Here is a 20,918-nt window from a genome sequence, read left to right as displayed (position 1 = left end):
TATTTATTTTTTCTTATTAGATTTTTTTTCTTTATTTTTCTCTTTATGCTCTTTATATTCATTTTTAAAATAATCGCAATACTGAGATACTGTGCATTTTTGGCATAATGGAGAAATAGGCTTGCATAAATTCTGTCCATAAACAACCAAAGTGTCATTATAAATCCTCCAATACTCTTTAGGAAGTTTATCTCTTAAAGCAAACTCTGTCTCTTCAGGAGTTTTTGTATGAACATATCCGAATCTGTTTGATATCCTATGAACATGAGTATCTACGCATATACCGTCTTTATCAAATGCTTCAGTTACTACCAAATTGGCAACTTTTCTCCCCACCCCTTTAAGCTTCAAAAGTTCATCTATTTCATCAGGCACCTGTCCATTATAATCATCTATTATCATTTTAGATACTTCCAATATATTTTTAGCCTTTACTTTATAAAAACCAACAGGATATATAAGTTTTTCTATTTCTTCTTCTGTAAGTTTAAGCATGTCTTTAGGATTGCCTGCTTTTTCAAATAATCTCATAGAAGCATCTCTAGTTGTAGGATCTTTTGTCCTAAGTGAAAGCATTGTAGATATTAAAATTTTATATGCATCTCTGTTTGTTATTATTTTTATTTCAGTCACAACAGGCATAGGCATTTCTTTAGTAACTTTTGTAAGCTCTTTCATTATTGGGTGAATATCATTATCATTCATAAAATATGTCCTTTATAGAATATAAAACAATAAATATTTATCTAAACAAATACCAAAATTTAGAATCTTTTTTTATAAAAGGCTTAAGCTCTAAATATGTAAACTCAATTTCTATAATACCATGAGCATAATCGGCAATCTTATATAAAGGCCATATAAATCTTATACCAGATGGAGTTACATCATAAATATCACTAAGTTCAATAGAATAAAAATCAAAAAAATCTTTTTCTGTAAAATTCCTTAGCAATTTACTTCTCATCAAATTAACTAATTCCCTATCATTTTTATTTTCTATTAGCTCTGATAAATTTAAACCTATTCTTTCACCCGTTGAAATTAAATATATAGCAGGCACCGCATTATATATTCCATGAATTCCTCCCGTATAAGAATAATTATATATGTTAAATGATATTATATTCTCATCTAAATAAGAAACATTTATTTCTTTTATTAATTGAAAATCCTCATTATTTTCTTCAGATTTTTTCCAAATATTATATTCATCAATAATAGAATTATTAAGTATAAATGCTATTCTATTCGTATTTAAAGATTTTACTCCATCAACATCTAAAGAAATTCTATCTAAATTATTAAGATTTTTTTCATTTTTTATTATTACAGCATCTTTACTCGATTCAAATTTTCTGCCGTCATCTAAAGTAACTTCCAAATCTAAATTGATAATATCAAGAGTATTTATAGGATAAGATTTATTCATATAAAATGAAAAATCATATTTATTCTCTCCATCTTGAGATGTCCATTCCCCTGAAAAAAATAAATCATTAGAAACTATTCCATTAAAATATCCCGTTACACGATTATTGACTTTCTCTTCAATATATAACTTATTATCATTAATATGTCCTTCTATATTTATAAATTGATTTATATTTTTATAATAATATTGTCCCCAAACATTAGTTCCATCAATTATATTTAAATACATAGATATTTTAGAATTACCAATTTTTCCATCGCACATATAAAACTTCACAAGCGAAATTTCCGGCTGCTGAGAAAATAAAATAATATTTGAATAGAAAACAAATAATAATATATAAAACAATTTAAATATCTTCAAATTATTATGCTCTTTTAAATTATTTAATAATGATATATTATATATTTTTTGCAAAATAAAACAAGGGTAATACTAAAAAAGCATTACCCTTAAATACAATATAATAATTAAATTTACTTAGCTATATAATTAACTATCCTAGCAAATTTATCAGCAACCAAAGAAGCACCGCCTACTAAAGCACCATCTATATTAGGCATATTAAGCAAATCATCAGCATTTTTTTCATTAACACTTCCGCCGTAAAGTATAATCATACCTTCAGCAACAGAATCATTATAAAGAGATTTCAAAGTTTCTCTAATAGTTTTATGAACATCATCAGCGTCCTGAGGAGTAGCAGTTTTACCTGTACCAATAGCCCAAACAGGTTCATAAGCTATAACAACTTTTTTAGCTTCTACCTCACTTAAACCTTTGAAAGCTTCTTTAGTTTGATTGCTTACTATATCAGAAGTAATTCCTTTTTCTCTTTCTTCTAAATGCTCTCCTACACATAAAACAGGTATAAGATTCTTATCTAAAGCTCTTTTTACTTTCTTGTTTATAAGTTCATCTTTTTCACCGAATATATCACGGCATTCAGAGTGTCCTATGATAACATACTCACATCCTACAGCTAAAAGCATGTCAGCAGAAATCTGTCCTGTAAAAGCACCTTTTTCCTCAAAATATAAATTCTGAGCACCTAATTTTATATTAGTTCCTTTAATAGCATTATGAACATCGCTTAGACAAGTAAATGTAGGAGCTATCATAATATCTCTATCTTTAACATCTTTAACTAAACCTTTCAAGCTATTAACTAACTCTAAAGCTTCTTTATTGGAATTATTCATTTTCCAGTTGCCGGCAATAAGTTTTTTTCTAGCCATTTTATTTCTCCTAAATTATATATTAATTATCTTTTAATAATTTACTAACATCTTTAAAACAAGAAACCTTACAATTTTCTATATGACCAAACATTATCATCTCTGTAGTTACTATATTAGCACCAAGATTAGCCATTTGTTTTAAAGCTATATCTTTACTTTCTTTAGTTCTAGAAGAGCAGGCATCAGCAACAACATATACATTATATCCATTCTCTAGTAAATGAACAACACTGTAATAAACACAAACATGAGTTTCTATACCAAAAACTACAATATTATTTTTATTGATAGAATTAAACTCATTTACAAAATCTTCAGTACCAAATATACTAAAATATTCCTTAGCAAAAAGCTTATAATTTTTTGGAAACTTAACTTTCTCATCAGTACCGCCAAGACCTTTAGGATACTGTTCTGTAACTAAAACAGGAATATTATGCATATCAGCAGTTCTAAAAAGCATATTAGTATTTTTTATAACAGTATCAGCATCATATACAGCAGGAATTAATTTAGCCTGTTCATCAATACAAATATATAGGGTATCATCTTTATTTATTAGAGGTTCTTTCATTAATCTCATAAATAACTCCTTAAATATAATTTTAATAAAATTATATTCTAAAATATAAAAAAATACAATAAAAAAAGGGGAAACTATCAAGTTTCCCCTTAATCTATTAATTAGCCTTTTATTTCCAAACTAATTTAATTATTGAGCTTGTTCTTCAGCAGCACCTTGATCAGCAGCAGCACCGTTATCAGCAGCAGCACCTTGTTCTTGTTCAGTACCGTCACCTATACGTCTTTGTTCAAGAGCTCTTAATTCAGCTTGCTCGCGTATTCTAGCAGCTTCTATAGCTTGTTTTCTGTCATTTTCAGTTTTTAAGATCTGCCAAGTACCTTCATCATCGATATCTTCTTCAGCATCAACAACTACTACATCGTACTCAACTGTTACATCTTTAACATAAGTGATGAAATCTCCTCCAACTGTATCTTTAGTTCTGTAGAAACCTAAAGAATCTAATTTGATAGAAGGGATCATTCTAGGGTAAAGAGGTTCTCTTACTAATACTCTGTCGCGAACATTAGGTAAATATTCTCTGTTTTCCCATCTTACTTGTCTCCAACCATTGAAGTAAACAGTACCCATAGGATAAGATTTTAATTGACCGTATTCATTTTGTAAGTTTACAAAATAGCTAACTAAGAAATTGCGTCCGTAAATCCAAGAGCTTATAGATTTAATTTCGCCGACATTATGTATAACACCTTTACCTTCTGTATATTTAGTACCGTCAGTACCGCCATACATTTCAAGTTCATATACTGGTTTTACTAAAGCATAGCTGTTCCAACCTGCTAATGGGAAATGTACTCTTATACCAAGAACTTTACCAGCTTCCCAAGCACCATTGTTACCTTTACTATCTACGTTAGTAACATAAGAATTTCTGCGATTTTCTGTTAATCTAGCAGATTCATTCAACCATACTACCCAGTTATCATTATAAAGATTTTCTGCAACTGGAACTAATTCATTTGTATCACCTTCTCCAGCTTGTAAGTTATCAGCGTTACCTGTTAAAGCAAAATCAATCAAAGTTGAGTTTGTTAAACCGTAAGCAGATGCAGCGATAAAAATTGAAGTTAATACTACGAATAACTTTTTCATAATTTATTGCACTCCTTGTACTAATTAATAAGCATAATAATATAACTTTTATACACTAAATTTCTTAATTTGTCAAGCAAATTTAATCAAAAAAATAAATCAATATTTGACATTATCTATTATTAATATAGAATATTACGCAAAAATGTAATTATGTAAATTAAAAATGAGGTTTGCACTATGGCTGATAAGAAATCCCAGGCAAAAACTATTAAACCGCCTATATTATTTTCTAAAACTCAAGAGATTATTAATAAAATTACAAAACAGCTTGATGCCCCATTACTTTCATATTGGAACTCTAATGGAGGAAGTGTATGCCAAAATGATGTAATTGTACTCTCTGATATACTTAAACATATAGGAAAATGCGATAAAATATACTTCTTCATAAAAAGTTCCGGCGGAAGTGGACAGGCCTCTTTAAGAATAGTACATCTTCTTAGAGAGTCTGCCAAAAAAGTTGTGGCTTTGCTGCCTTTAGAAGCTGCAAGTGCTGCTACAATGCTTTGTTTGGGGGCTGATGAGATACAAATGGGTCCTTTAGCATTTATAACTGCTGTAGATACTTCTCTTCAGCATGAATTATCCCCTGTAAATAAAGATAATAGTCTTGTATATGTCAGTCAGGACGAATTGGCTAGGGTTATAAAGTTATGGAAAGAGCAGTCAAATAATAATGATAATAATCCTTATGAACATATATACAAATATATACACCCTTTAGTTTTGGGGGCTGTAGATAGAGCTTCAAGCCTTTCAATAAAGTTATGTAAAGATATTTTATCATATCACATGAAAGATCAAAAATTAATAGATAATATATCAAATTCGCTTAATTCTGCTTATCCTTCTCATAACTACCCTATTACTATAAGAGAGGCTAAAAAATTAGGACTTAATGTTAAAGAAATGGATGATAAACTAAATGAATTATTAATGTCGCTAAATGAATATTATTCAGAAATGGGACAGAAATCATGTACAGATTATGATGAATTTAACTATCATGATAATGAAATACTAAATATACATGAGGGCAGCACAATACAAATATATTATCAGGAAGATAAAGATTGGCATTATAGAGCTGAAGAGAGAAGATGGATTCCTATGAATGATAATAGTTCTTGGATAAAAAATACTTTAATAAACGGCAAACAAAACAGAAGTAAATTTCATATTCGATAACATAAATTATATCATTGCTTCAAATTTGCTTATAACCTCATTGGGCTTTATAACCTCACGGCATTCAAATGTTTCTAATTTGCATTTTTTACCGCCGCATATACATGCAGGATTATCCGGCTTTTTTTCTATTATTTGGCTATTAATTCCAATAGGAAAATTTTGATATGCCGGTGTTGCAAAATATAATGCTAAAGTCGGTATCCCAACTATAGAAGCTACATGCATAGCCCCTGAATCATTGCCTATAAAACCATCGCATAAACTTAAAATACCAGCTATCATATCTAATGACATATAAGGTATTATAGGCTCTTTTAAAAGCATTGCTGATATTTTATCAGATATCTCTTTTTCATTAGGGGTAGTAATAAATAAAGTAAGAGCATCGTATTTATTAGACAAATAATTAGCAGCTTCTGCAAAATACTCCTCTTTCCAAATCTTACCTACACTGTTAGTTGCTCCTATGCCGTAAGCAAATATTTTTTTATTATTAGGATTCACAGTTTTTAGATAATCTTTTGCTTTATTTAATATATCTTCTTTTATTTTTAATTTAATACTAGGTCTTTGTTCATTTATTCCAATAGCTTTAAGCAAATTAACATAATAATCAGATGTATGTATCCACCTAACTTCTTTTCTATCAACTGCATCTGTAAGCATAAAATTTCTATAATCAGCCTTATAACCTATACGCCTTTTTATACCATGCCCGAATACTCTAAAAGCACTTTCAAATGAATTAGGAAGAATCAAAGCAGCATCAAAATGATATTTTCTCAAATGAGGAAATCTTTTTACTTCCAAACATTCATCAACTAAATCAGAAGCCTCAAAAACTCCAAACATAGATTTTTTTGCCATTACAGTAATTTTTATGCCTTCATATTTTTCTTTTATTAAATGAATAGCAGGCATAGACATAATTATATCTCCAAGCCAATTAGGAGAATGTATAAGTAAGTTTTTAATATTTTCCATAAAAAATCAAATTATAAAATATAATTAAAAATCATCTAAATCTATGAAATCATCCATAAATTTTTCATATCCTGATATTATAGTTTTATAAACAGTTCCTTCTATTATCAAATTACTAGACTTTCTAATATTTTGAAAATATTCATAAAGCATAGAAAAGTCATTTTTAAAAATATTTTTCCAAGTATCTTTAGCAGACTCAACAACTTCAATATTGCTGCAATTTATTATAATATATTTTAATTTATTATCTATATACTGCGTTGAAATTACTATATCTATATGCTTGTCATTAATAAAAGATAATTGATCCTGACGATATATAGAATTTACAGGGCTTTCATCAATAGGTATTAATTTTTCATTCTCATCTATATAGTTATTAGAATAATAATTTATACCTTTAAATAACAAAGTAATATAAAAAGGCTCCAATCTTACATCCATAGATTTTATATCTATTAAAGTATTAGCCAAATTAGTTAAAATAATATCATTTAATTTTACAGATATGTCATTTTCAGTTATTTTCATATCTTCTATTACCGCACTATGCATCTGATTAAGACCTACATAATCAATACTTTTTCCAAGCCTTGCAGCATTAGAAAATAGAAAATTCTTATAAACATTATCAGATACATGACATCTCTCAAATGTTTCATCATCTAAAATCAAGGCATCCTTATCCGAACGCCCTTGATACTGACTATAGAATATAGTTTCATATACGCTAGGTGATAACATAGAGGCTATCTCATATAATCTGACATTACCATAATCCATAAATCAACTATATAATATTTCCTATCTTTTTTATATCATAATCAATTACAAATAAATCATATTTAGTCGATATTTTAGAATTGTTACGATAAAATTTGCTGTTAATACAAGTAAATTTTATCGGAATATTTTTCTCTTTAGATAAATTATACGCTATATTTTCTCCTCTTTCTATATCATCAAAAGAAGTTTCATCCATTAAATGAGTATTATTTACTATAGCAGTTACATTTAATCCAAGTGTTGCCTCTATACTTAATAAATGCCCTAATGCCGATTCAAAATCAGAATTTTCTTTTCTGTTAGCGTTAAAAAGAAAAAAAACATCCGTTTCATTAATATCAACATTATCACGAAAAGAAGCAAATGATAAACTGCCTGCTGAATTGCCACCCATATCAATTATCCCTATAATATCTTTTCTATCGAAAATAGAATAAACTTCAGCAGAAACCGCAGGTAAATCAGAACCTGACCGCGGAAGGTAGCTTCCTATAACTTTTATATTTTTTTCTTCTAAATACGAAGAATGTTCTCTGGATCTGAAATAAGGGTTCACAACATCTAAATCAGCAATATAAATATCTTTAGATGTAAAATTTCTAATATACATACTATAGTTAATAGAAAAAGTAGTTTTCCCAACACCATAATGACCGCAAACTATTGTAACTCTATTGTATTTATTCATAATTAATTTCCCGATTAATTTCCTAAAAACCATTTTATAAATAATAATATAATATATTTCATAATTTTTTCAAATTTTTTTAATTAAATTAATAAGCCTTAATTGCATAATTTTAAAGAATAATAGACTTGTTTCAAAACTAAATTTATTAATATTTATTTAATATTTTTAAATTATAGTTGGGGCTTTGCTGCGAAGCACACAGTCGTGCCAAACCCCAGTTCTTTTATTGGTATAAAATAACCAAAAGAACTGCATTTTCTAGCTTAAACATACAATTTATACAACATATAAAATATTTAATTAAATTGTTATTAATATTATTTAATTTAGCATAAAATAATAAACTCATAAAATTGTTTGTCAAGTAGTTTTGAAACAGGTCTAATATAAAAAAACAGCAAAATAAATTTACTATTTTGAAATAAAATATAACCGATACTATATAACAACATTGTATTTATAAGGTTTTATTAAAAGAATAAAATAAAAAATTTGGGATAAAAAATGAAAAAATATATATTTATTTTGATATTTGTATTTGGATACAGTTTATTTTCTCAATATGCAACAAATGATGCTTATATTCCGCCTCAAAATAACACACAAAATAATACACAAACAACAGAAGAAAATAATCAGAATAATGATGAATATATAACTAATGATGCTATAATGGGCAGAAAACCTGCTGTAATAGATACTCCTATAACAGGATTTAAAAACATTACTTTAGGAGCAACAAGACAAGACACAATAAATGCTATATTAAGCGATAATACTATGACTTTACCTAAACAATATATGACAGGTACTGTAGATTTGAATTCTGAAGAAAGTGCTACATTCCTTGCTTTAGAAGAAAATAAATTTTATAAAAGCGGATATTTTATATTTAAAAATGATGCTTTATATTCTATAACCATAAATTTTCAGCCTAATCAGGTTGATTTTCTTGAATTATTATCTGCTTTAAATGCCAAATACTCTAAAGGAGCTTTCCTAAATGCCAATACAGTAGCTTGGCAGAATGGAGATATAAGAATAATATTAGAAAGACCAAGTGTTGTAAAATATATAGATATGAATAATGTTACAACAACATCAGATACAAGAATAAAAGAAAAAGAAGCTATGCCGCCTCAAAATACAAGAAAATCTATATTGGAAGGACTTTAATAAATGTTTAAATATATATTATTAATATCATTTGCTATATTATCCTCAATATCATGCAGCAGCAGTAATAATAAAGAAAATATTAAAAGAGTTGAAATAATTCTAAAAGATGAAGATTTTAAAGAAAATGTAGAAGTAAAAAAATATGATGAAGATAAATTAAAAAATCTAGCTTTATCATCTTTGAAAGAGTTTTACTCATTGCCTTATAATCAAGATAGCGTGAGGATAGCTTATGAAAAATTCTATTCTACAAATTACAAAGAAGTATTAAGAAAAAGCAGAAATATAAAAAATGCTGATGAGTATGTACAAAGCGATCCTTCATTAGATTTTGAATTTGAAACTAAAATAGAAAAAGTTTATGATATAAAATTAGAAGGAAAAAAGGCTTATATAGATGCCGATTCATCTGTTTATGACAGAGTAGAAGATACTACTTCAAAAGCAAGACAAACATTCGTAATGTCTTATGAAAACAATAAATGGGTTATTTTATAATTTAATAAGTTATATATTAATTTAATTAAACCATAATAAAATCATAAAAAATAATCATTAATCATACTTTTATTTTTACCGAGAATATTAACATAATATTATTATTTAGGAGTTTAAACTTGAAAGAGCCAATCTTAGCAGGATTAGATGCAGGAAGTGCATCAATAAAAACTGTCATTGCCCGTGTTAATAATGATAAATTAGATGTTATAGGTATAGGCGAAAGCGAAAGCGAAGGCATCAAAAAAGGAGTTATTATCAATATAGATGCAGCTGCCAATGCTATAGAAAAATCTATAAATGAAGCTGAACATATGGCCGGATTACAAGCTCCTGATATAATTGCCGCAATAGGCGGAGATCATATAAAAGGATTAAACAGTAAAGGTGTAATAGGTGTTAATACTAAAGACAAAGAAGTTACCCCTGCCGAAATAGAAAGAGTTTTAGAAAGTGCCAAAAATATACTAATACCTGCTGACAGAGAAATAATAGAAGCTATAGAACAGGAATATTCCTTGGACGGACAAGATGAAATAAAAAATCCTGTAGGTATGTCCGGAACAAGACTTGAAACTAAAGTGCATATCATAACAGGGCTTAAACATGTAAGCGAACATTTAAGAAAAACTTTAAATAAAATGCGTTTTTCAGGAAAGGACTTTATAGTTAATATAAGAGGAAGTTCTGAAGCATGTCTTACTGAAGATGAAAAAGAGCTTGGCGTAGTGGTATTTGATATAGGACATTCTACTACTTCTATTATGGTATATTTGGAAGGTTCTGTTTGGCATACTGCTGTTATACCTGTAGGAAGTCAGCATATAACTAATGATATAGCCGAAGGTCTAAGAATCACAATACCTTCTGCTGAAAGATTAAAAAGAGATCATGGTTTTGCATTTATAGATATGGTTGGAGAAAAGGAAATTATTGAAGTGCCTACTGCAAGCGGACAAATGCGTACTATACCTAAAAGAGTTTTAACTGAAATTATACAGCCTAGAGTAGAAGAAATTTTCAGTTTATGCGGAAAAGAATTAAATAAAATGAAGTATATTGATTCTCTTTCTGCAGGAATGGTATTTACAGGAGGAGGGGCATTGCTTCCGGGATTGGTAGAACTTGCTAAGGCCTATCAAACTGCCGTTAAAGGTGCTGCCCCTATTAGTGCCAGAATAGGTGTGCCTGATAAAATTGAAGGAATAAGAGATATAGCAAATAACCCTGCATATTCAGCTGTTATTGGAATACTTATGATGAGTTTAGATGAGGCTACTCAGGTAAATATACCTCATAAAAAAACTTCTGAAAAAGGTAAATTTAAATTCAACTTTAAAAATCCTTTTTCTGAATTTTTTAAATAAAATATTCATTATAGCAGGCAGTAAAGTATGAATAATCAAGAACCGGATAATGATGATATACTTGCTATAACAATTCAGCTTATATTGGTAAGAATAATTATGATTAGCAATCTTGTAGCTTCTATAAGTTTAATAATAGTAAATGAAGGTATTAAAAGATATTATTTTATTGCTGCATTAATTTTTGCTTTATTTTTAGTTATATATTTTCTTAAATCTATCAAAATAAAAATGTCTTTAATATACAGTATTATTCTGGCTTTAATAATATTTGCAGCTAATTATTTTTTATAAAAATTTCATACTTAATAACTATAACTGTAAATTTTGACAAATACATTCTTTATTAGTATAATATGTATATGATTAAAAAATTAAATACCACAAAAATAAAATATTTCAATCCTTTGAATGATTATTTTATAAGATATCTCTTTACTGATAAAGGCAGCAGCGAATCTATACTTTTGGACTTTATCAATTCTATAATGCTTAATGCTAATATGAAAACATTTCGTTCTGTGGAAATATTAACTCCTTTTAATTTAAAAAAGAATAAGAATTTAAAATAGACTATAGCACCGAAGGTGGGCAGACGCCTTGATGTCAAGTGTATTACCCAAAATGGTTCTGTTGTTATAATAGAGATACAATTACAAGGTAATTCAAGATTTCCAGAACGCATACTTTATTATTGGGCTGCTAATTATAGTAAATTATTAAAACATGGTGAAAGATATGATGAGCTTACCCCTGTAATAAGTATAAATCTATTAAATTTTAATTTAGATAAAACTAAAAATATACATTCATGCTATATGCTTTATGAGATGAATAATAAAAAACTTCTCACTGATCATTTGCAAATACATATAATAGAATTAAAAAAATTTAAGAAAAATGTATTATCTAAAGATTTAAATTATTGGATCAAAATATTTACAAGTAAAAATTTGGAGGCGTCTATGTCTGAAATAGTAAAAGAAAAACCTATAATGGAAGAAGTACAGAAAAAATATAATAATTTTGTAAAAAGCAGATTAATGATGATGAAATACGAAAAAAAGAGGCTTATTTATACGGCAATCAAATAATGCTTGATGAGGAAAGAAGACTAGGTAAAGAAGAAGGAATAAGAGAAGGAATTAAAGAAGGAATAGAGCAAGGAGAAATAAATAAAGCAAAAGACATAGCATTAAATTTAAAAAAAAATGAATATGAGTAATGAAGATATAAGCAGAATTACAGGTTTAAGTATAAAAGAAATAAAAAACTTGTGAGTGCCTGCTATTCGTAAGAATGGCAGGGATATTTATGAACAAGTTTTTTTATAGATAATAAAAATAAAAAACTTGTGGGTGTCCGCTATTAATAAGAATTGTATGAATTATTAATTAAAAAGTTTTTATATTAAATAAAAACCCTTTAGTTTTACAAAATCATTATTGAAAAGTTTTTAATAAAAAATTAATAATTACTACGGAGTTATAATTATGGGCTGTTTGGGAGTATTATTTGCTTTAAGCGATAAGGATTTAAATAAATTATTAAAAACTTCAAGACTTGAAAGACCTGATTTTGTTTCTGAATATTTAGAAGAAATATACTTTGAAAAACATAAAAAATATATTTATGAGCTTGATAAATCTTGGGACGCTATGCATAGATGCCTTTCTAATGATAGGCTTTTAGTATTCGGTGATGATAATTATCCTTTAGGCTCTGTTATAATGGGAGGAGATGTTTTATACGGAAACGGAGATGATGAAGAAGATTATATTATCACATTAAAAAAAGCAAACATTGTTAAAGACATTGCCTCAAAAATAGAAACTATCACAAAAGAAAATCTCAAAGAAAAATATCTAAAAATAGATGAAAAAGATTATGAGTATACTTTAAGCGATGAAGACTTTGAATATACTTGGGATTATTTTTACAGAAGCATAGAGTTTTGGAAAAATGCTTCAGAAGCTAATAGGGCTGTAATATTTACGACTGACCAGTAATTTTATATGATAAAGTTTCTTTTTTTATTTTTTACTATTTATATAAATGTTTTTTCAGTTATGGCTGATGATATTTACAAATTAAGCGATTTAAAATATAAAGGCTATGATATACAAAGAGAAAAATCTGATATAATAGGATTTCATAAAGATGAATATAATTATAATTTATTTTTAGAAGATGATAATTTCGACACTAATAATTTATATATTCAAACATTCGACAAAGATGCAGATATCAAGTTAAATATAACTGCAAATCAAAATATAAAATACAATATAAAAATTTTAGAAATAAATATAATGAAATTAGGACGTGTACTAAATACATATAAAATTAATGTATACCCTGCCCTATTTAATATAGAAATCACAGATGGATACAATAATTATAAATCTGTAAAAGAAAATAAATTGTTCATAATACAAATACCAAAAAATATTTATGACAGTATTAATGAAAGAAATATAAACTCATTTCTGCAAATTGATTTCTTTTTAAATGGCAGTAAAGAAATAAAAAATTTTAAAGAAACAAATAATTATAAAACTTTTAATATAGAGCTTTTCAGCAGATATCCGTATTATTTTAATATTTATAATATAAAGATAATATACAACTAATATTGTAAAATATTATCTATTATCAGGATCGAATCTCTGCAAAAGTCTTATGAGAAAATACGCTGCTAAAAACACTATAGGACATAAAGCCCATTCAATGCCTTTTGGAAGTCCGGGAAAAACCTGTATAATAGAACCTAATACAAAACCAGATATTATCAAATAAGAAGACTTTACATAATGCTCCATCCAATATTCTAAAATTTTAGTAGTGAGAACAACTCCTAAAATTGCCCCTATAGCCAAAGGTGCTAAATATGGAATATACAAATCATGAACAGCATCAATAGTTTCCTGATAAATACCTAAAAGCAAAAACATATATGACACACTTATACCCGGAAGTATCATAGCAATAGCAACTATTAAACCAGCTACTATAAGTATAAAGTACATAAACATCTCACTTCTATCTCCGGAACTGCTGAAAAATCCTTCTGGTATTATAGATATTAAATATACTATTGCTGCTCCTAAAAGAATATATATAATGCTCAAAAAATCAAATTTATAGGATTTAGTTTTATTATATACAGTATTGAATCCGCCAAGTGCAGATCCCATAAAAAAGAAAGAAGAAACTGTATAATATTTCTCTATTAAATTTGATAATGGCTTTGAAATTATAACCATACCTAAAAGAGAGCCCGCAGAGAAAAATATTAAAAACAAAAAGTTAAGTTTGTTTTTAAGAAAGTAGTTTTCATTTTTTGAGAAAGTTAAAATACCGCTTAAAGAAGCAATTAATTTATCATATATTCCAAGTATCATAGCCATAGTGCCGCCGCTGAAACCTGGTACAAGCATTGAAGCTCCTATTATAAAACCTTTTATTATAGTATAAATATAATTACCTAAAATTTTCATATATTTCAATTAACCTCTTAAATAAGAAACTCAAAAAATCATCAATTATTTGAAAAATGATAATATATTATATAAGTATTTTAAGCAAGTATTTTTTACAATAATTTTACTATTTTTTTACAAAAATAATTTATAAAAAACGATTATACTTAGAAACATTTTTTCATCTGTATATTTTTATATACATTATATTTCAATATACCTTCATCTTGAGTCAATAAAATTAAATTATTTATTTTTGCAGCAGCCAATATAATTTCATCTGGAAGTTTTATAGAAATTTCTCTTTTTATTAAAATAGTTTCATTTTTAATATAACTATCTAAATTTATAATATTAATACTATTAATAAAATCTTTTATTATATTTTATTCTTCCAATGTTATTTTTGGATAGCATAGTAATTCTATTTCCGATATTATTGATGTAAATATATTATATTCACTATCGAATAAAAACTTACCGCTTAGAAAATATATAATTGCATTTGTATCAAGTAATATATTATTCCCATTCATTTCTTATTTTTTTGGAATTCTAGCGGATATTTTTCTAATATTTTTAAACTTCCGCTAAATTTATTCAAATCATTTTTAGCATACTTTTTTGTTTATTGAGCAATAAATAATAAAAATCTATTATCTGTTTTTTGATTCATTATCAAATACAGATAAATCCAAAATTTCAATAATAATTTCCTATTAAAATGAATTACTCCTCACCTATACTCATAGGCATTATAATATAATAATAATCCTCTCTTTCTATTTCTTTTACCATAGTAGGACTAGAATCTTTATTAACCATAAAAGTAACAATTTCAGAATCAATTTGTTTTATAACATCTTGTATATAAGTGTAATTATAAGCCACAGAATGCTCTTCTCCTGAATATTTTATATCAATTTCCTCTAAAGATTCTCCCATCTCTTGGTTAATACCTTTTACTTTAAGAGATTCCTCAGAAACAGTTAATATCATTCTCTTTGAACGAACATCATTAATCATAGGTACAATTCTTCTTATAGCATCTAATAAATCATTTTTATTAACCCTAAAACTATAAGCAAACTCTTTTGGTATAACCTGTCTGAAATTAGGATATTTTCCTTCTATAAGGCTAGATACAAAGTCATATTTGCCTACTTGGAAATAAACCTGCTGTCCGTCTACTCCCATTTTTACTTGTTCTACATCATCATAATTTGCAGTAACAAGTATTTCATTTAATACTTTAGGCTCTATAATTATTGAAAAAGAGCCGTTTTCTACACCTTCAAACTCTCTCTCTATAACAGCCATTCTTCTGCCGTCAGTAGCAACAGCAAGAAATTTAGAATCGGTTTTCTCAAAGCATATACCCCTTAAAGCAGGCTTAAATGGTTCTTTAGCTATTGATGATATTGTCTTATTAATCATAGTAACTAGTTCTTTAGTAGGAAGCATTATATAACTAATATCACCATTGCTTTCAGGATAAGCAGGGAAATCATCTGTTTTCATTCCGATGATTAAGTGCTTAGTTTTTCCGTTTTCAGATTCTATATTGATTTTTTCATTTTCTTCTACATTAATAGTAATAAGTCCGTCAGGCATCTCTTTTAATATTGAACTTATTTTTTTAGCATATACAGCAACTGCACCTTCACCCTCACAGTCATCAAGTATGATTCTGCTTCTAGCCCAAACAGAGCCGTCAGTAGCAGTCAATGTAAGCATATTTCCTGAAAGATGAAAAAGTACATTGCTTTCTATATTATAAATTACTTTGCCCTCAACAACATTTTCAGTAACTCCAATAGATTTTACTATATCTTTTTTTAAACATCTAAATCTCATTGCTTCCTCTTTTTTTATTATTTATTTATATTCTATTAATTTCTAAAAACTATAATATTGATTACTAATTCTAACATTAAAAAATATTTTTTACAATATATTTTAATTATTATAAATTTGATAAATATTTATATATATCCTCATACCCCTCATACTGTGCTATATCTATAGGAGTAAGAGAATAATTGTCCTTTATGAAATCTTTAGCACCAAGTTCTATTAAAGCAACAACAGCATCATATTTATTATAATAAACCGCCCAATGCAATGCAGTTCTTCCATTATTGTCTATTTCATTTAATTGATTGCCGTATTCAGCTATATCCTTTATTATTTCAGTATCTCCATTATATACTGCATACATTAATAAAGTCTTACTTTCGCTATCTCTGATTTTATAATCTATATTTTTTCTATTATCTCTTATAAGTTTTTTTATATCGTTGATGCTTAATTGATTATTTTCATTAAGTAATGCCTTCATAACTATTGTAAGTCCTGATGAATCTACTTCATTTATATTTGAAATGGAATTAATTTTTTTATTATAAAAATTGTATATAAATACAGTAAGTAAGATAAATATAATAAAAAAAATAATAAATATATTATTTTTATTGTTTTCTTTGGTAGAAATCTTTTTCGTATTTTTATTAGCTTTTTTCATAAATTTGCCTTGATTATTATTAATAAACAGTAATTTATATATACTTGTAACATTATTATATATAATAATAAGAAATTTGCTTGAAAAAATTAATATTTATTCTATACTTAATATAGTAGTATTATTAATAGTAATGAATTTAAGGAGATATAAAATGGAACTTTTAGCACATATTCTAGCAACTGAAAATAATGAAGAATTTATTAAGAAACTTCTAACAGAACTCTTCACAAAAGATGAACAAGATATGATACAGCAAAGACTGAGGATAGTAACATTATTAAGAAAGAAAATGCCGCAATATGAAATTGCCAAACATCTGAATGCAAGTCTTTGTTCGATAACAAGAGGTGCAAAGGAATTAAAAAAAGATGACAGTGCTTTAGCAATAATAGTAGATAAATATCTTATAAACGACAAAAACTTTCAAGAATCATTAAACAAATCAAAGTAACAATATACTAATCTCATCAACATAATCAAAATAGTGCTTCTTTATAGATAAATAATTTTTATATACATTAAAATATTGAGTATTATTATTTATAATGTTGTAATACTTATCATAAAATTTTTCATTAAAGTAATTATTATACTTATCAATATTTATTCCTTTTACTGTCCTTAGTGAAAGGAATATAAACTCTTTTTTTCTAGTATCTATATCTAAGTATTCATTTTCTTTTATAGGGAGATTACTATTGTCAATGAAATTAAAATAATCTCTAAGCATTTTTACATTGCAGTATCTATTATTATTATAACATCCTGCAGCAGATACTCCTATACCTATATAATCTTTTAAAAGCCAATAATTACTATTATGAATAGAATTATAATCAGGAAGCGAATAATTTGAAACCTCATACCTTTTAAATCCAAGTCCTTCCAAAGTATCAGATGCTTTTTTATAATAAATGACAGATTCTTCATCATTAGGAAGTAAATCTTTCCATTTTTTATGCAATGACTCTGTAAGCTCTAAATAGTAAAGTGAAAAATGCTTGACTTTAGGAAGCAAATCATAAGAAAATAATATATCATCTTTTATTTGCATTTCTGAGTTTAAAGGGAGACCGCATATAAAATCAAGAGATATATTTTCTAAAGAAGATTTATTTATTAATTTAAGTACATTTATAATATCATTTTTATCTGTATGCCTATTTATAACAGCTAAACTTTTTTCATTAAATGTTTGAATACCAAGAGAAAGCCTTATATTTTGTATTTTCTCTAAAAATTTTATATATTCTAAGTTTATATCATTTATATTTGATTCAATAGTTATTTCTTTGATTAAATCTGTATTTTTTGAACCTATATAATCTCTATTATGATTATATACAATATCTAATATATTATCTAACAAATATTTTAATAAATCAGAACCAAATACAGAAGGAGTGCCTCCTCCGAAATATATTGTTTCTATATATGATTTATAATTTTGTATTCTTAATTTTAGTTCTGATATTAATGCTTCTGAGTATCTTCTGTATATTTCTCTGTCATTCATATTAACAATAGAATAAAAATTGCAGTAGCTGCATTTATATGTACAAAAAGGGATATGTATATAAAGCCCTGACATTTTATTATTTTAAGAAATCTTTTAATGAACTGTATTTTTGAGAATGCATTTTTATCAATGCTTTTTTTTCTATTTGTCTTATACGCTCTTTAGTAAAGGAAAACATCTCCCCAACCTCTTTAAGAGTTTTTCTCTCCTGATCTATTCCATATCTGGCATTAATAATCTGTTTTTCTATATCTGATAAACTTTCAATAGCAACTTTTAATTCCTCCATAAGCTCTTTGTTTATAGCAGTTTCTTCAACATTTGTAGAAGTTTTATCCTCTATAGTATCAATAAGCCTATCTTTCATACCATCATAATTATATTCGCCCTCAAGTGAAATATGTTCTGTACTCATAGACATAATATGAAGTATATCATTAGGATCTTTATTTAATATGGCAGCAAGCTCATTAACATCAGGAGCATATCCGCTTTTATAATAGTATTGATGCACAGTGCGTTCCAAATCCACTAAATCCATAGCTTTGTTTAAAGGAAGCCTTATGAGTCTTGATTTCTCATTAATAGCCCTTAAAATACTTTGCCTTATCCAATAAACTGCATAAGATATAAAATGATATCCTTTATCCGGATCAAATCTGTCAGCTGCTATTATAAGCCCCATATTTCCTTCGCTTATCAAATCTTCAAGCAGAAGTCCGCTGTTTTTATACTGTTTTGCAATAGTAATAACAAACCTTAAATTACTTCTAATAAGTTTAGACCTTGCCTCTGCATCGCCTTCTTTGAGTCTTTTCGTAAGTTCTATTTCTTCTTCTCTAGTTAAAAGTTTTTCTTTTTTAGCATCTGCAAAATATAATGATATATTATTCTGTTCTTCCGTATTAGTTCTTAACCTGCTTTCTGACATATTTTTATACTCTTAAATTAGTTATTAATTATATCATTTTTAACCATTAAATCAAATTCATAAATATCTATTTGCAAGATCATGTACAACGGAATGATTGAAAGAATGAGATGACTTATTAGCAACAACTTTGCCCCTTATAGGTCTGCCTAAAATATATAAATCTCCAATTATATCCAAAATTTTATGTCTTACAAACTCATTATCGAAATGAAGTTTGGTATTAATTACTTTTCCATCGCAAAGAATTATATGACTTCCTATCATACCGCTTCCAGCCATTCCCATTTTTTGTGCATAATCAATATTGTCTATTGTATTAAATGATCTTGCTCTTCCAATCTCATCGGTAAACTGATCGAAATTTTCAAATTTATATGTATATTCCTGTACTCCTATAGAACCAGCAAAATCTATACGAAGACTTACTTCAAGCCCATCATAAGGCGAAAGTATTATATAAGTTTCATTATCATTAACATTACCATAAGTTAAAGTAGTATCTATCACTATAGGCTCTATATAACCGTCCTGCTCTACAAAACCAGCCTCTTTTAAAGCATTGCAAAATACTAAAGCAGAACCATCAACATTTGGTACTTCTCCATCACATTTTACTATTAAATTAGTAATACCCATCATATGAAGTGCCGCCAAGAAATGCTCTGTAGTCTTTATATATCTATTTCCGCATACCAAAGCAGTAGAATTAACCGCTCCGGATTTATCTTTAGAAAGTATATTATTATGTGATAATTTTATATGAGTATTTGTATTAATATCAATAAAAACTATACCTGTATTAACATCAGCAGGAACTAATGTTAATGCAGTTTTTCTTCCCTCCATTAAGGCAAAACCGCTTACAACAATGCTTTTAGCTATAGTTCTCTGTTTAATCTTATATCCTACATTACCGCAATGTTTATTGGAGCAATTTTCCTCATTTACTGATACTTCCGCTTTATCTATACTCTCTTTGAATACATCTTCACAGCTTGAAAGAAGCTTGGATATGCTAATAGGTTTTTCTAAAAAGTCATAAGCCCCCATTTTAGTAGCTCTTACAGCGGTTTCAACACCAGCATGTCCGCTCATCATTATTACAGTAGTATTAGGATATTTTTCCTTTATGTTAGAAAGTATGTCTAGCCCATCTACATCGGGAAGCCATACATCTAAAAATACTAAATTTATCTTCTTACTATTAAATATGTACTCTGCTTCTTTATAATTTTTGGCTATATCTACTCCATAGCCTTCATCTTCTAAAATATTCTGACAAGTAGTCAGTATATCCTCTTCATCATCTATTATTAATATATTTTGTTTAGTTGTTACTGTCTGCATATTCAAATCTTCCAATTTATAAATATAGTATATTAATGATATAAAATCAATAT

The 20,918-nt window shown here is 27.1% G+C and carries 22 protein-coding genes and 1 pseudogene; 9 read left to right on the top strand and 14 right to left on the bottom strand.

Features of this window, described 5'->3' with window-relative positions:
• Window positions 1–3 precede the first annotated feature (3 nt).
• From A966_RS03680 to A966_RS03660, 5 genes are all read right to left on the bottom strand, one after another.
• Window positions 4–705, bottom strand: coding sequence for an endonuclease III domain-containing protein (locus A966_RS03680; protein WP_008722659.1), 702 nt, complete (start codon window positions 703–705; stop codon window positions 4–6).
• 37 nt (window positions 706–742) lie between these two features.
• Window positions 743–1,798 (bottom strand): polysaccharide deacetylase family protein, encoded by a 1,056-nt coding sequence (locus A966_RS03675; RefSeq protein ID WP_176719990.1) that lies wholly within the window; start codon window positions 1,796–1,798, stop codon window positions 743–745.
• A 113-nt stretch (window positions 1,799–1,911) separates the two neighbouring features.
• The gene (gene tpiA / locus A966_RS03670; protein ID WP_008722655.1) at window positions 1,912–2,673 is read right to left on the bottom strand and encodes a triose-phosphate isomerase; all 762 of its coding nucleotides are present in this window, start codon (window positions 2,671–2,673) and stop codon (window positions 1,912–1,914) included.
• Window positions 2,674–2,695: 22 nt separating this feature from the next.
• Complete coding sequence (locus A966_RS03665; protein ID WP_008722653.1) at window positions 2,696–3,259, bottom strand: isochorismatase family protein; 564 nt, start codon at window positions 3,257–3,259, stop codon at window positions 2,696–2,698.
• A 129-nt stretch (window positions 3,260–3,388) separates the two neighbouring features.
• The gene (locus A966_RS03660) at window positions 3,389–4,354 is read right to left on the bottom strand and encodes a flagellar filament outer layer protein FlaA (RefSeq protein ID WP_008722650.1); all 966 of its coding nucleotides are present in this window, start codon (window positions 4,352–4,354) and stop codon (window positions 3,389–3,391) included.
• Window positions 4,355–4,534: 180 nt separating this feature from the next.
• Here A966_RS03660 and A966_RS03655 point away from each other — a divergent pair, with 180 nt between their 5' ends.
• On the top strand, window positions 4,535–5,545 hold the full coding sequence (locus A966_RS03655) for an SDH family Clp fold serine proteinase (protein ID WP_008722648.1): 1,011 nt from the start codon (window positions 4,535–4,537) through the stop codon (window positions 5,543–5,545).
• A gap of 6 nt (window positions 5,546–5,551) precedes the next feature.
• Here A966_RS03655 and A966_RS03650 read toward each other — a convergent pair whose 3' ends face one another.
• From A966_RS03650 to A966_RS03640, 3 genes are read right to left on the bottom strand one after another with little or no spacing between them, the layout of a single operon-like run.
• Window positions 5,552–6,532 carry a glycosyltransferase family 9 protein gene (locus A966_RS03650; RefSeq protein ID WP_008722647.1) on the bottom strand — a complete coding sequence of 327 codons (981 nt, stop codon included), beginning with the start codon at window positions 6,530–6,532 and terminating at the stop codon, window positions 5,552–5,554.
• 24 nt (window positions 6,533–6,556) lie between these two features.
• Complete coding sequence (locus A966_RS03645) at window positions 6,557–7,318, bottom strand: hypothetical protein (RefSeq protein WP_008722644.1); 762 nt, start codon at window positions 7,316–7,318, stop codon at window positions 6,557–6,559.
• 7 nt (window positions 7,319–7,325) lie between these two features.
• The gene (locus A966_RS03640) at window positions 7,326–8,009 is read right to left on the bottom strand and encodes a hypothetical protein (protein ID WP_008722642.1); all 684 of its coding nucleotides are present in this window, start codon (window positions 8,007–8,009) and stop codon (window positions 7,326–7,328) included.
• 507 nt (window positions 8,010–8,516) lie between these two features.
• Here A966_RS03640 and A966_RS03635 point away from each other — a divergent pair.
• The 7 genes and pseudogenes from A966_RS03635 to A966_RS03605 all read left to right on the top strand — a co-directional run bounded on the left by A966_RS03635 (window position 8,517) and on the right by A966_RS03605 (window position 13,689).
• On the top strand, window positions 8,517–9,188 hold the full coding sequence (locus A966_RS03635; protein WP_008722640.1) for a hypothetical protein: 672 nt from the start codon (window positions 8,517–8,519) through the stop codon (window positions 9,186–9,188).
• 3 nt (window positions 9,189–9,191) lie between these two features.
• The gene (locus A966_RS03630) at window positions 9,192–9,689 is read left to right on the top strand and encodes a hypothetical protein (protein WP_008722638.1); all 498 of its coding nucleotides are present in this window, start codon (window positions 9,192–9,194) and stop codon (window positions 9,687–9,689) included.
• Window positions 9,690–9,808: 119 nt separating this feature from the next.
• Window positions 9,809–11,056, top strand: coding sequence for a cell division protein FtsA (gene ftsA / locus A966_RS03625; RefSeq protein WP_008722636.1), 1,248 nt, complete (start codon window positions 9,809–9,811; stop codon window positions 11,054–11,056).
• A gap of 27 nt (window positions 11,057–11,083) precedes the next feature.
• Window positions 11,084–11,350, top strand: coding sequence for a hypothetical protein (locus tag A966_RS03620; protein WP_008722635.1), 267 nt, complete (start codon window positions 11,084–11,086; stop codon window positions 11,348–11,350).
• Window positions 11,351–11,418: 68 nt separating this feature from the next.
• Window positions 11,419–12,336: pseudogene (locus A966_RS14050) on the top strand (Rpn family recombination-promoting nuclease/putative transposase).
• Window positions 12,337–12,549: 213 nt separating this feature from the next.
• Window positions 12,550–13,065 carry a YfbM family protein gene (locus A966_RS03610; RefSeq protein ID WP_008722633.1) on the top strand — a complete coding sequence of 172 codons (516 nt, stop codon included), beginning with the start codon at window positions 12,550–12,552 and terminating at the stop codon, window positions 13,063–13,065.
• Between the two features lie 60 nt (window positions 13,066–13,125).
• Complete coding sequence (locus A966_RS03605) at window positions 13,126–13,689, top strand: hypothetical protein (protein ID WP_232817736.1); 564 nt, start codon at window positions 13,126–13,128, stop codon at window positions 13,687–13,689.
• A gap of 12 nt (window positions 13,690–13,701) precedes the next feature.
• On the opposite strand, the gene A966_RS03600 is transcribed toward A966_RS03605, so the two are convergent.
• The 3 genes from A966_RS03600 to A966_RS03585 form a co-directional block, all read right to left on the bottom strand.
• Complete coding sequence (locus A966_RS03600) at window positions 13,702–14,556, bottom strand: DUF368 domain-containing protein (RefSeq protein WP_008722627.1); 855 nt, start codon at window positions 14,554–14,556, stop codon at window positions 13,702–13,704.
• 711 nt (window positions 14,557–15,267) lie between these two features.
• The gene (gene dnaN / locus A966_RS03590; RefSeq protein WP_008722623.1) at window positions 15,268–16,395 is read right to left on the bottom strand and encodes a DNA polymerase III subunit beta; all 1,128 of its coding nucleotides are present in this window, start codon (window positions 16,393–16,395) and stop codon (window positions 15,268–15,270) included.
• A gap of 109 nt (window positions 16,396–16,504) precedes the next feature.
• Window positions 16,505–17,062, bottom strand: coding sequence for an ankyrin repeat domain-containing protein (locus A966_RS03585; protein ID WP_008722621.1), 558 nt, complete (start codon window positions 17,060–17,062; stop codon window positions 16,505–16,507).
• A gap of 154 nt (window positions 17,063–17,216) precedes the next feature.
• Here A966_RS03585 and A966_RS03580 point away from each other — a divergent pair, with 154 nt between their 5' ends.
• The gene (locus A966_RS03580) at window positions 17,217–17,516 is read left to right on the top strand and encodes a Trp family transcriptional regulator (protein WP_008722619.1); all 300 of its coding nucleotides are present in this window, start codon (window positions 17,217–17,219) and stop codon (window positions 17,514–17,516) included.
• On the opposite strand, the gene hemW is transcribed toward A966_RS03580, so the two are convergent.
• Genes hemW through lpxC form a run of 3 tightly spaced genes read right to left on the bottom strand, consistent with a single transcriptional unit; the run spans window position 17,508 to window position 20,865 of the window.
• Window positions 17,508–18,656: a radical SAM family heme chaperone HemW gene (gene hemW, locus A966_RS03575; protein ID WP_008722617.1), complete on the bottom strand. Its 1,149-nt coding sequence runs from the start codon at window positions 18,654–18,656 to the stop codon at window positions 17,508–17,510. The two genes, A966_RS03580 and hemW, sit on opposite strands and share 9 nt — an antisense overlap.
• A gap of 4 nt (window positions 18,657–18,660) precedes the next feature.
• Window positions 18,661–19,515 carry a sigma-70 family RNA polymerase sigma factor gene (locus A966_RS03570; RefSeq protein ID WP_008722614.1) on the bottom strand — a complete coding sequence of 285 codons (855 nt, stop codon included), beginning with the start codon at window positions 19,513–19,515 and terminating at the stop codon, window positions 18,661–18,663.
• Window positions 19,516–19,572: 57 nt separating this feature from the next.
• A complete protein-coding gene (gene lpxC, locus A966_RS03565) occupies window positions 19,573–20,865 on the bottom strand; it encodes a UDP-3-O-acyl-N-acetylglucosamine deacetylase (RefSeq protein WP_008722611.1) in 1,293 nt (430 codons plus the stop codon).
• Between the last annotated feature and the right edge of the window lie 53 nt (window positions 20,866–20,918).

Origin of the sequence: Brachyspira hampsonii 30446 (genome assembly GCF_000316195.1) — a bacterium.
Taxonomy (GTDB): Bacteria; Spirochaetota; Brachyspiria; order Brachyspirales; family Brachyspiraceae; genus Brachyspira; species Brachyspira hampsonii_C.
The sequence above is the reverse complement of the archived record's forward strand: the minus strand, read 5'-3'. Positions and strand labels throughout refer to the sequence as shown.

Coding starts and splice junctions, on each gene's coding strand:
- A966_RS03680 (WP_008722659.1), bottom strand. CDS start 705: ATGAATGATAATGATATTCACCCAATAATGAAAGAGCTTACAAAAGTT.
- tpiA (WP_008722655.1), bottom strand. CDS start 2,673: ATGGCTAGAAAAAAACTTATTGCCGGCAACTGGAAAATGAATAATTCC.
- A966_RS03665 (WP_008722653.1), bottom strand. CDS start 3,259: ATGAGATTAATGAAAGAACCTCTAATAAATAAAGATGATACCCTATAT.
- A966_RS03660 (WP_008722650.1), bottom strand. CDS start 4,354: ATGAAAAAGTTATTCGTAGTATTAACTTCAATTTTTATCGCTGCATCT.
- A966_RS03655 (WP_008722648.1), top strand. CDS start 4,535: ATGGCTGATAAGAAATCCCAGGCAAAAACTATTAAACCGCCTATATTA.
- A966_RS03650 (WP_008722647.1), bottom strand. CDS start 6,532: ATGGAAAATATTAAAAACTTACTTATACATTCTCCTAATTGGCTTGGA.
- A966_RS03645 (WP_008722644.1), bottom strand. CDS start 7,318: ATGGATTATGGTAATGTCAGATTATATGAGATAGCCTCTATGTTATCA.
- A966_RS03640 (WP_008722642.1), bottom strand. CDS start 8,009: ATGAATAAATACAATAGAGTTACAATAGTTTGCGGTCATTATGGTGTT.
- A966_RS03635 (WP_008722640.1), top strand. CDS start 8,517: ATGAAAAAATATATATTTATTTTGATATTTGTATTTGGATACAGTTTA.
- A966_RS03630 (WP_008722638.1), top strand. CDS start 9,192: ATGTTTAAATATATATTATTAATATCATTTGCTATATTATCCTCAATA.
- A966_RS03620 (WP_008722635.1), top strand. CDS start 11,084: ATGAATAATCAAGAACCGGATAATGATGATATACTTGCTATAACAATT.
- A966_RS03610 (WP_008722633.1), top strand. CDS start 12,550: ATGGGCTGTTTGGGAGTATTATTTGCTTTAAGCGATAAGGATTTAAAT.
- A966_RS03605 (WP_232817736.1), top strand. CDS start 13,126: ATGGCTGATGATATTTACAAATTAAGCGATTTAAAATATAAAGGCTAT.
- A966_RS03600 (WP_008722627.1), bottom strand. CDS start 14,556: ATGAAAATTTTAGGTAATTATATTTATACTATAATAAAAGGTTTTATA.
- dnaN (WP_008722623.1), bottom strand. CDS start 16,395: ATGAGATTTAGATGTTTAAAAAAAGATATAGTAAAATCTATTGGAGTT.
- A966_RS03585 (WP_008722621.1), bottom strand. CDS start 17,062: ATGAAAAAAGCTAATAAAAATACGAAAAAGATTTCTACCAAAGAAAAC.
- A966_RS03580 (WP_008722619.1), top strand. CDS start 17,217: ATGGAACTTTTAGCACATATTCTAGCAACTGAAAATAATGAAGAATTT.
- hemW (WP_008722617.1), bottom strand. CDS start 18,656: ATGTCAGGGCTTTATATACATATCCCTTTTTGTACATATAAATGCAGC.
- A966_RS03570 (WP_008722614.1), bottom strand. CDS start 19,515: ATGTCAGAAAGCAGGTTAAGAACTAATACGGAAGAACAGAATAATATA.
- lpxC (WP_008722611.1), bottom strand. CDS start 20,865: ATGCAGACAGTAACAACTAAACAAAATATATTAATAATAGATGATGAA.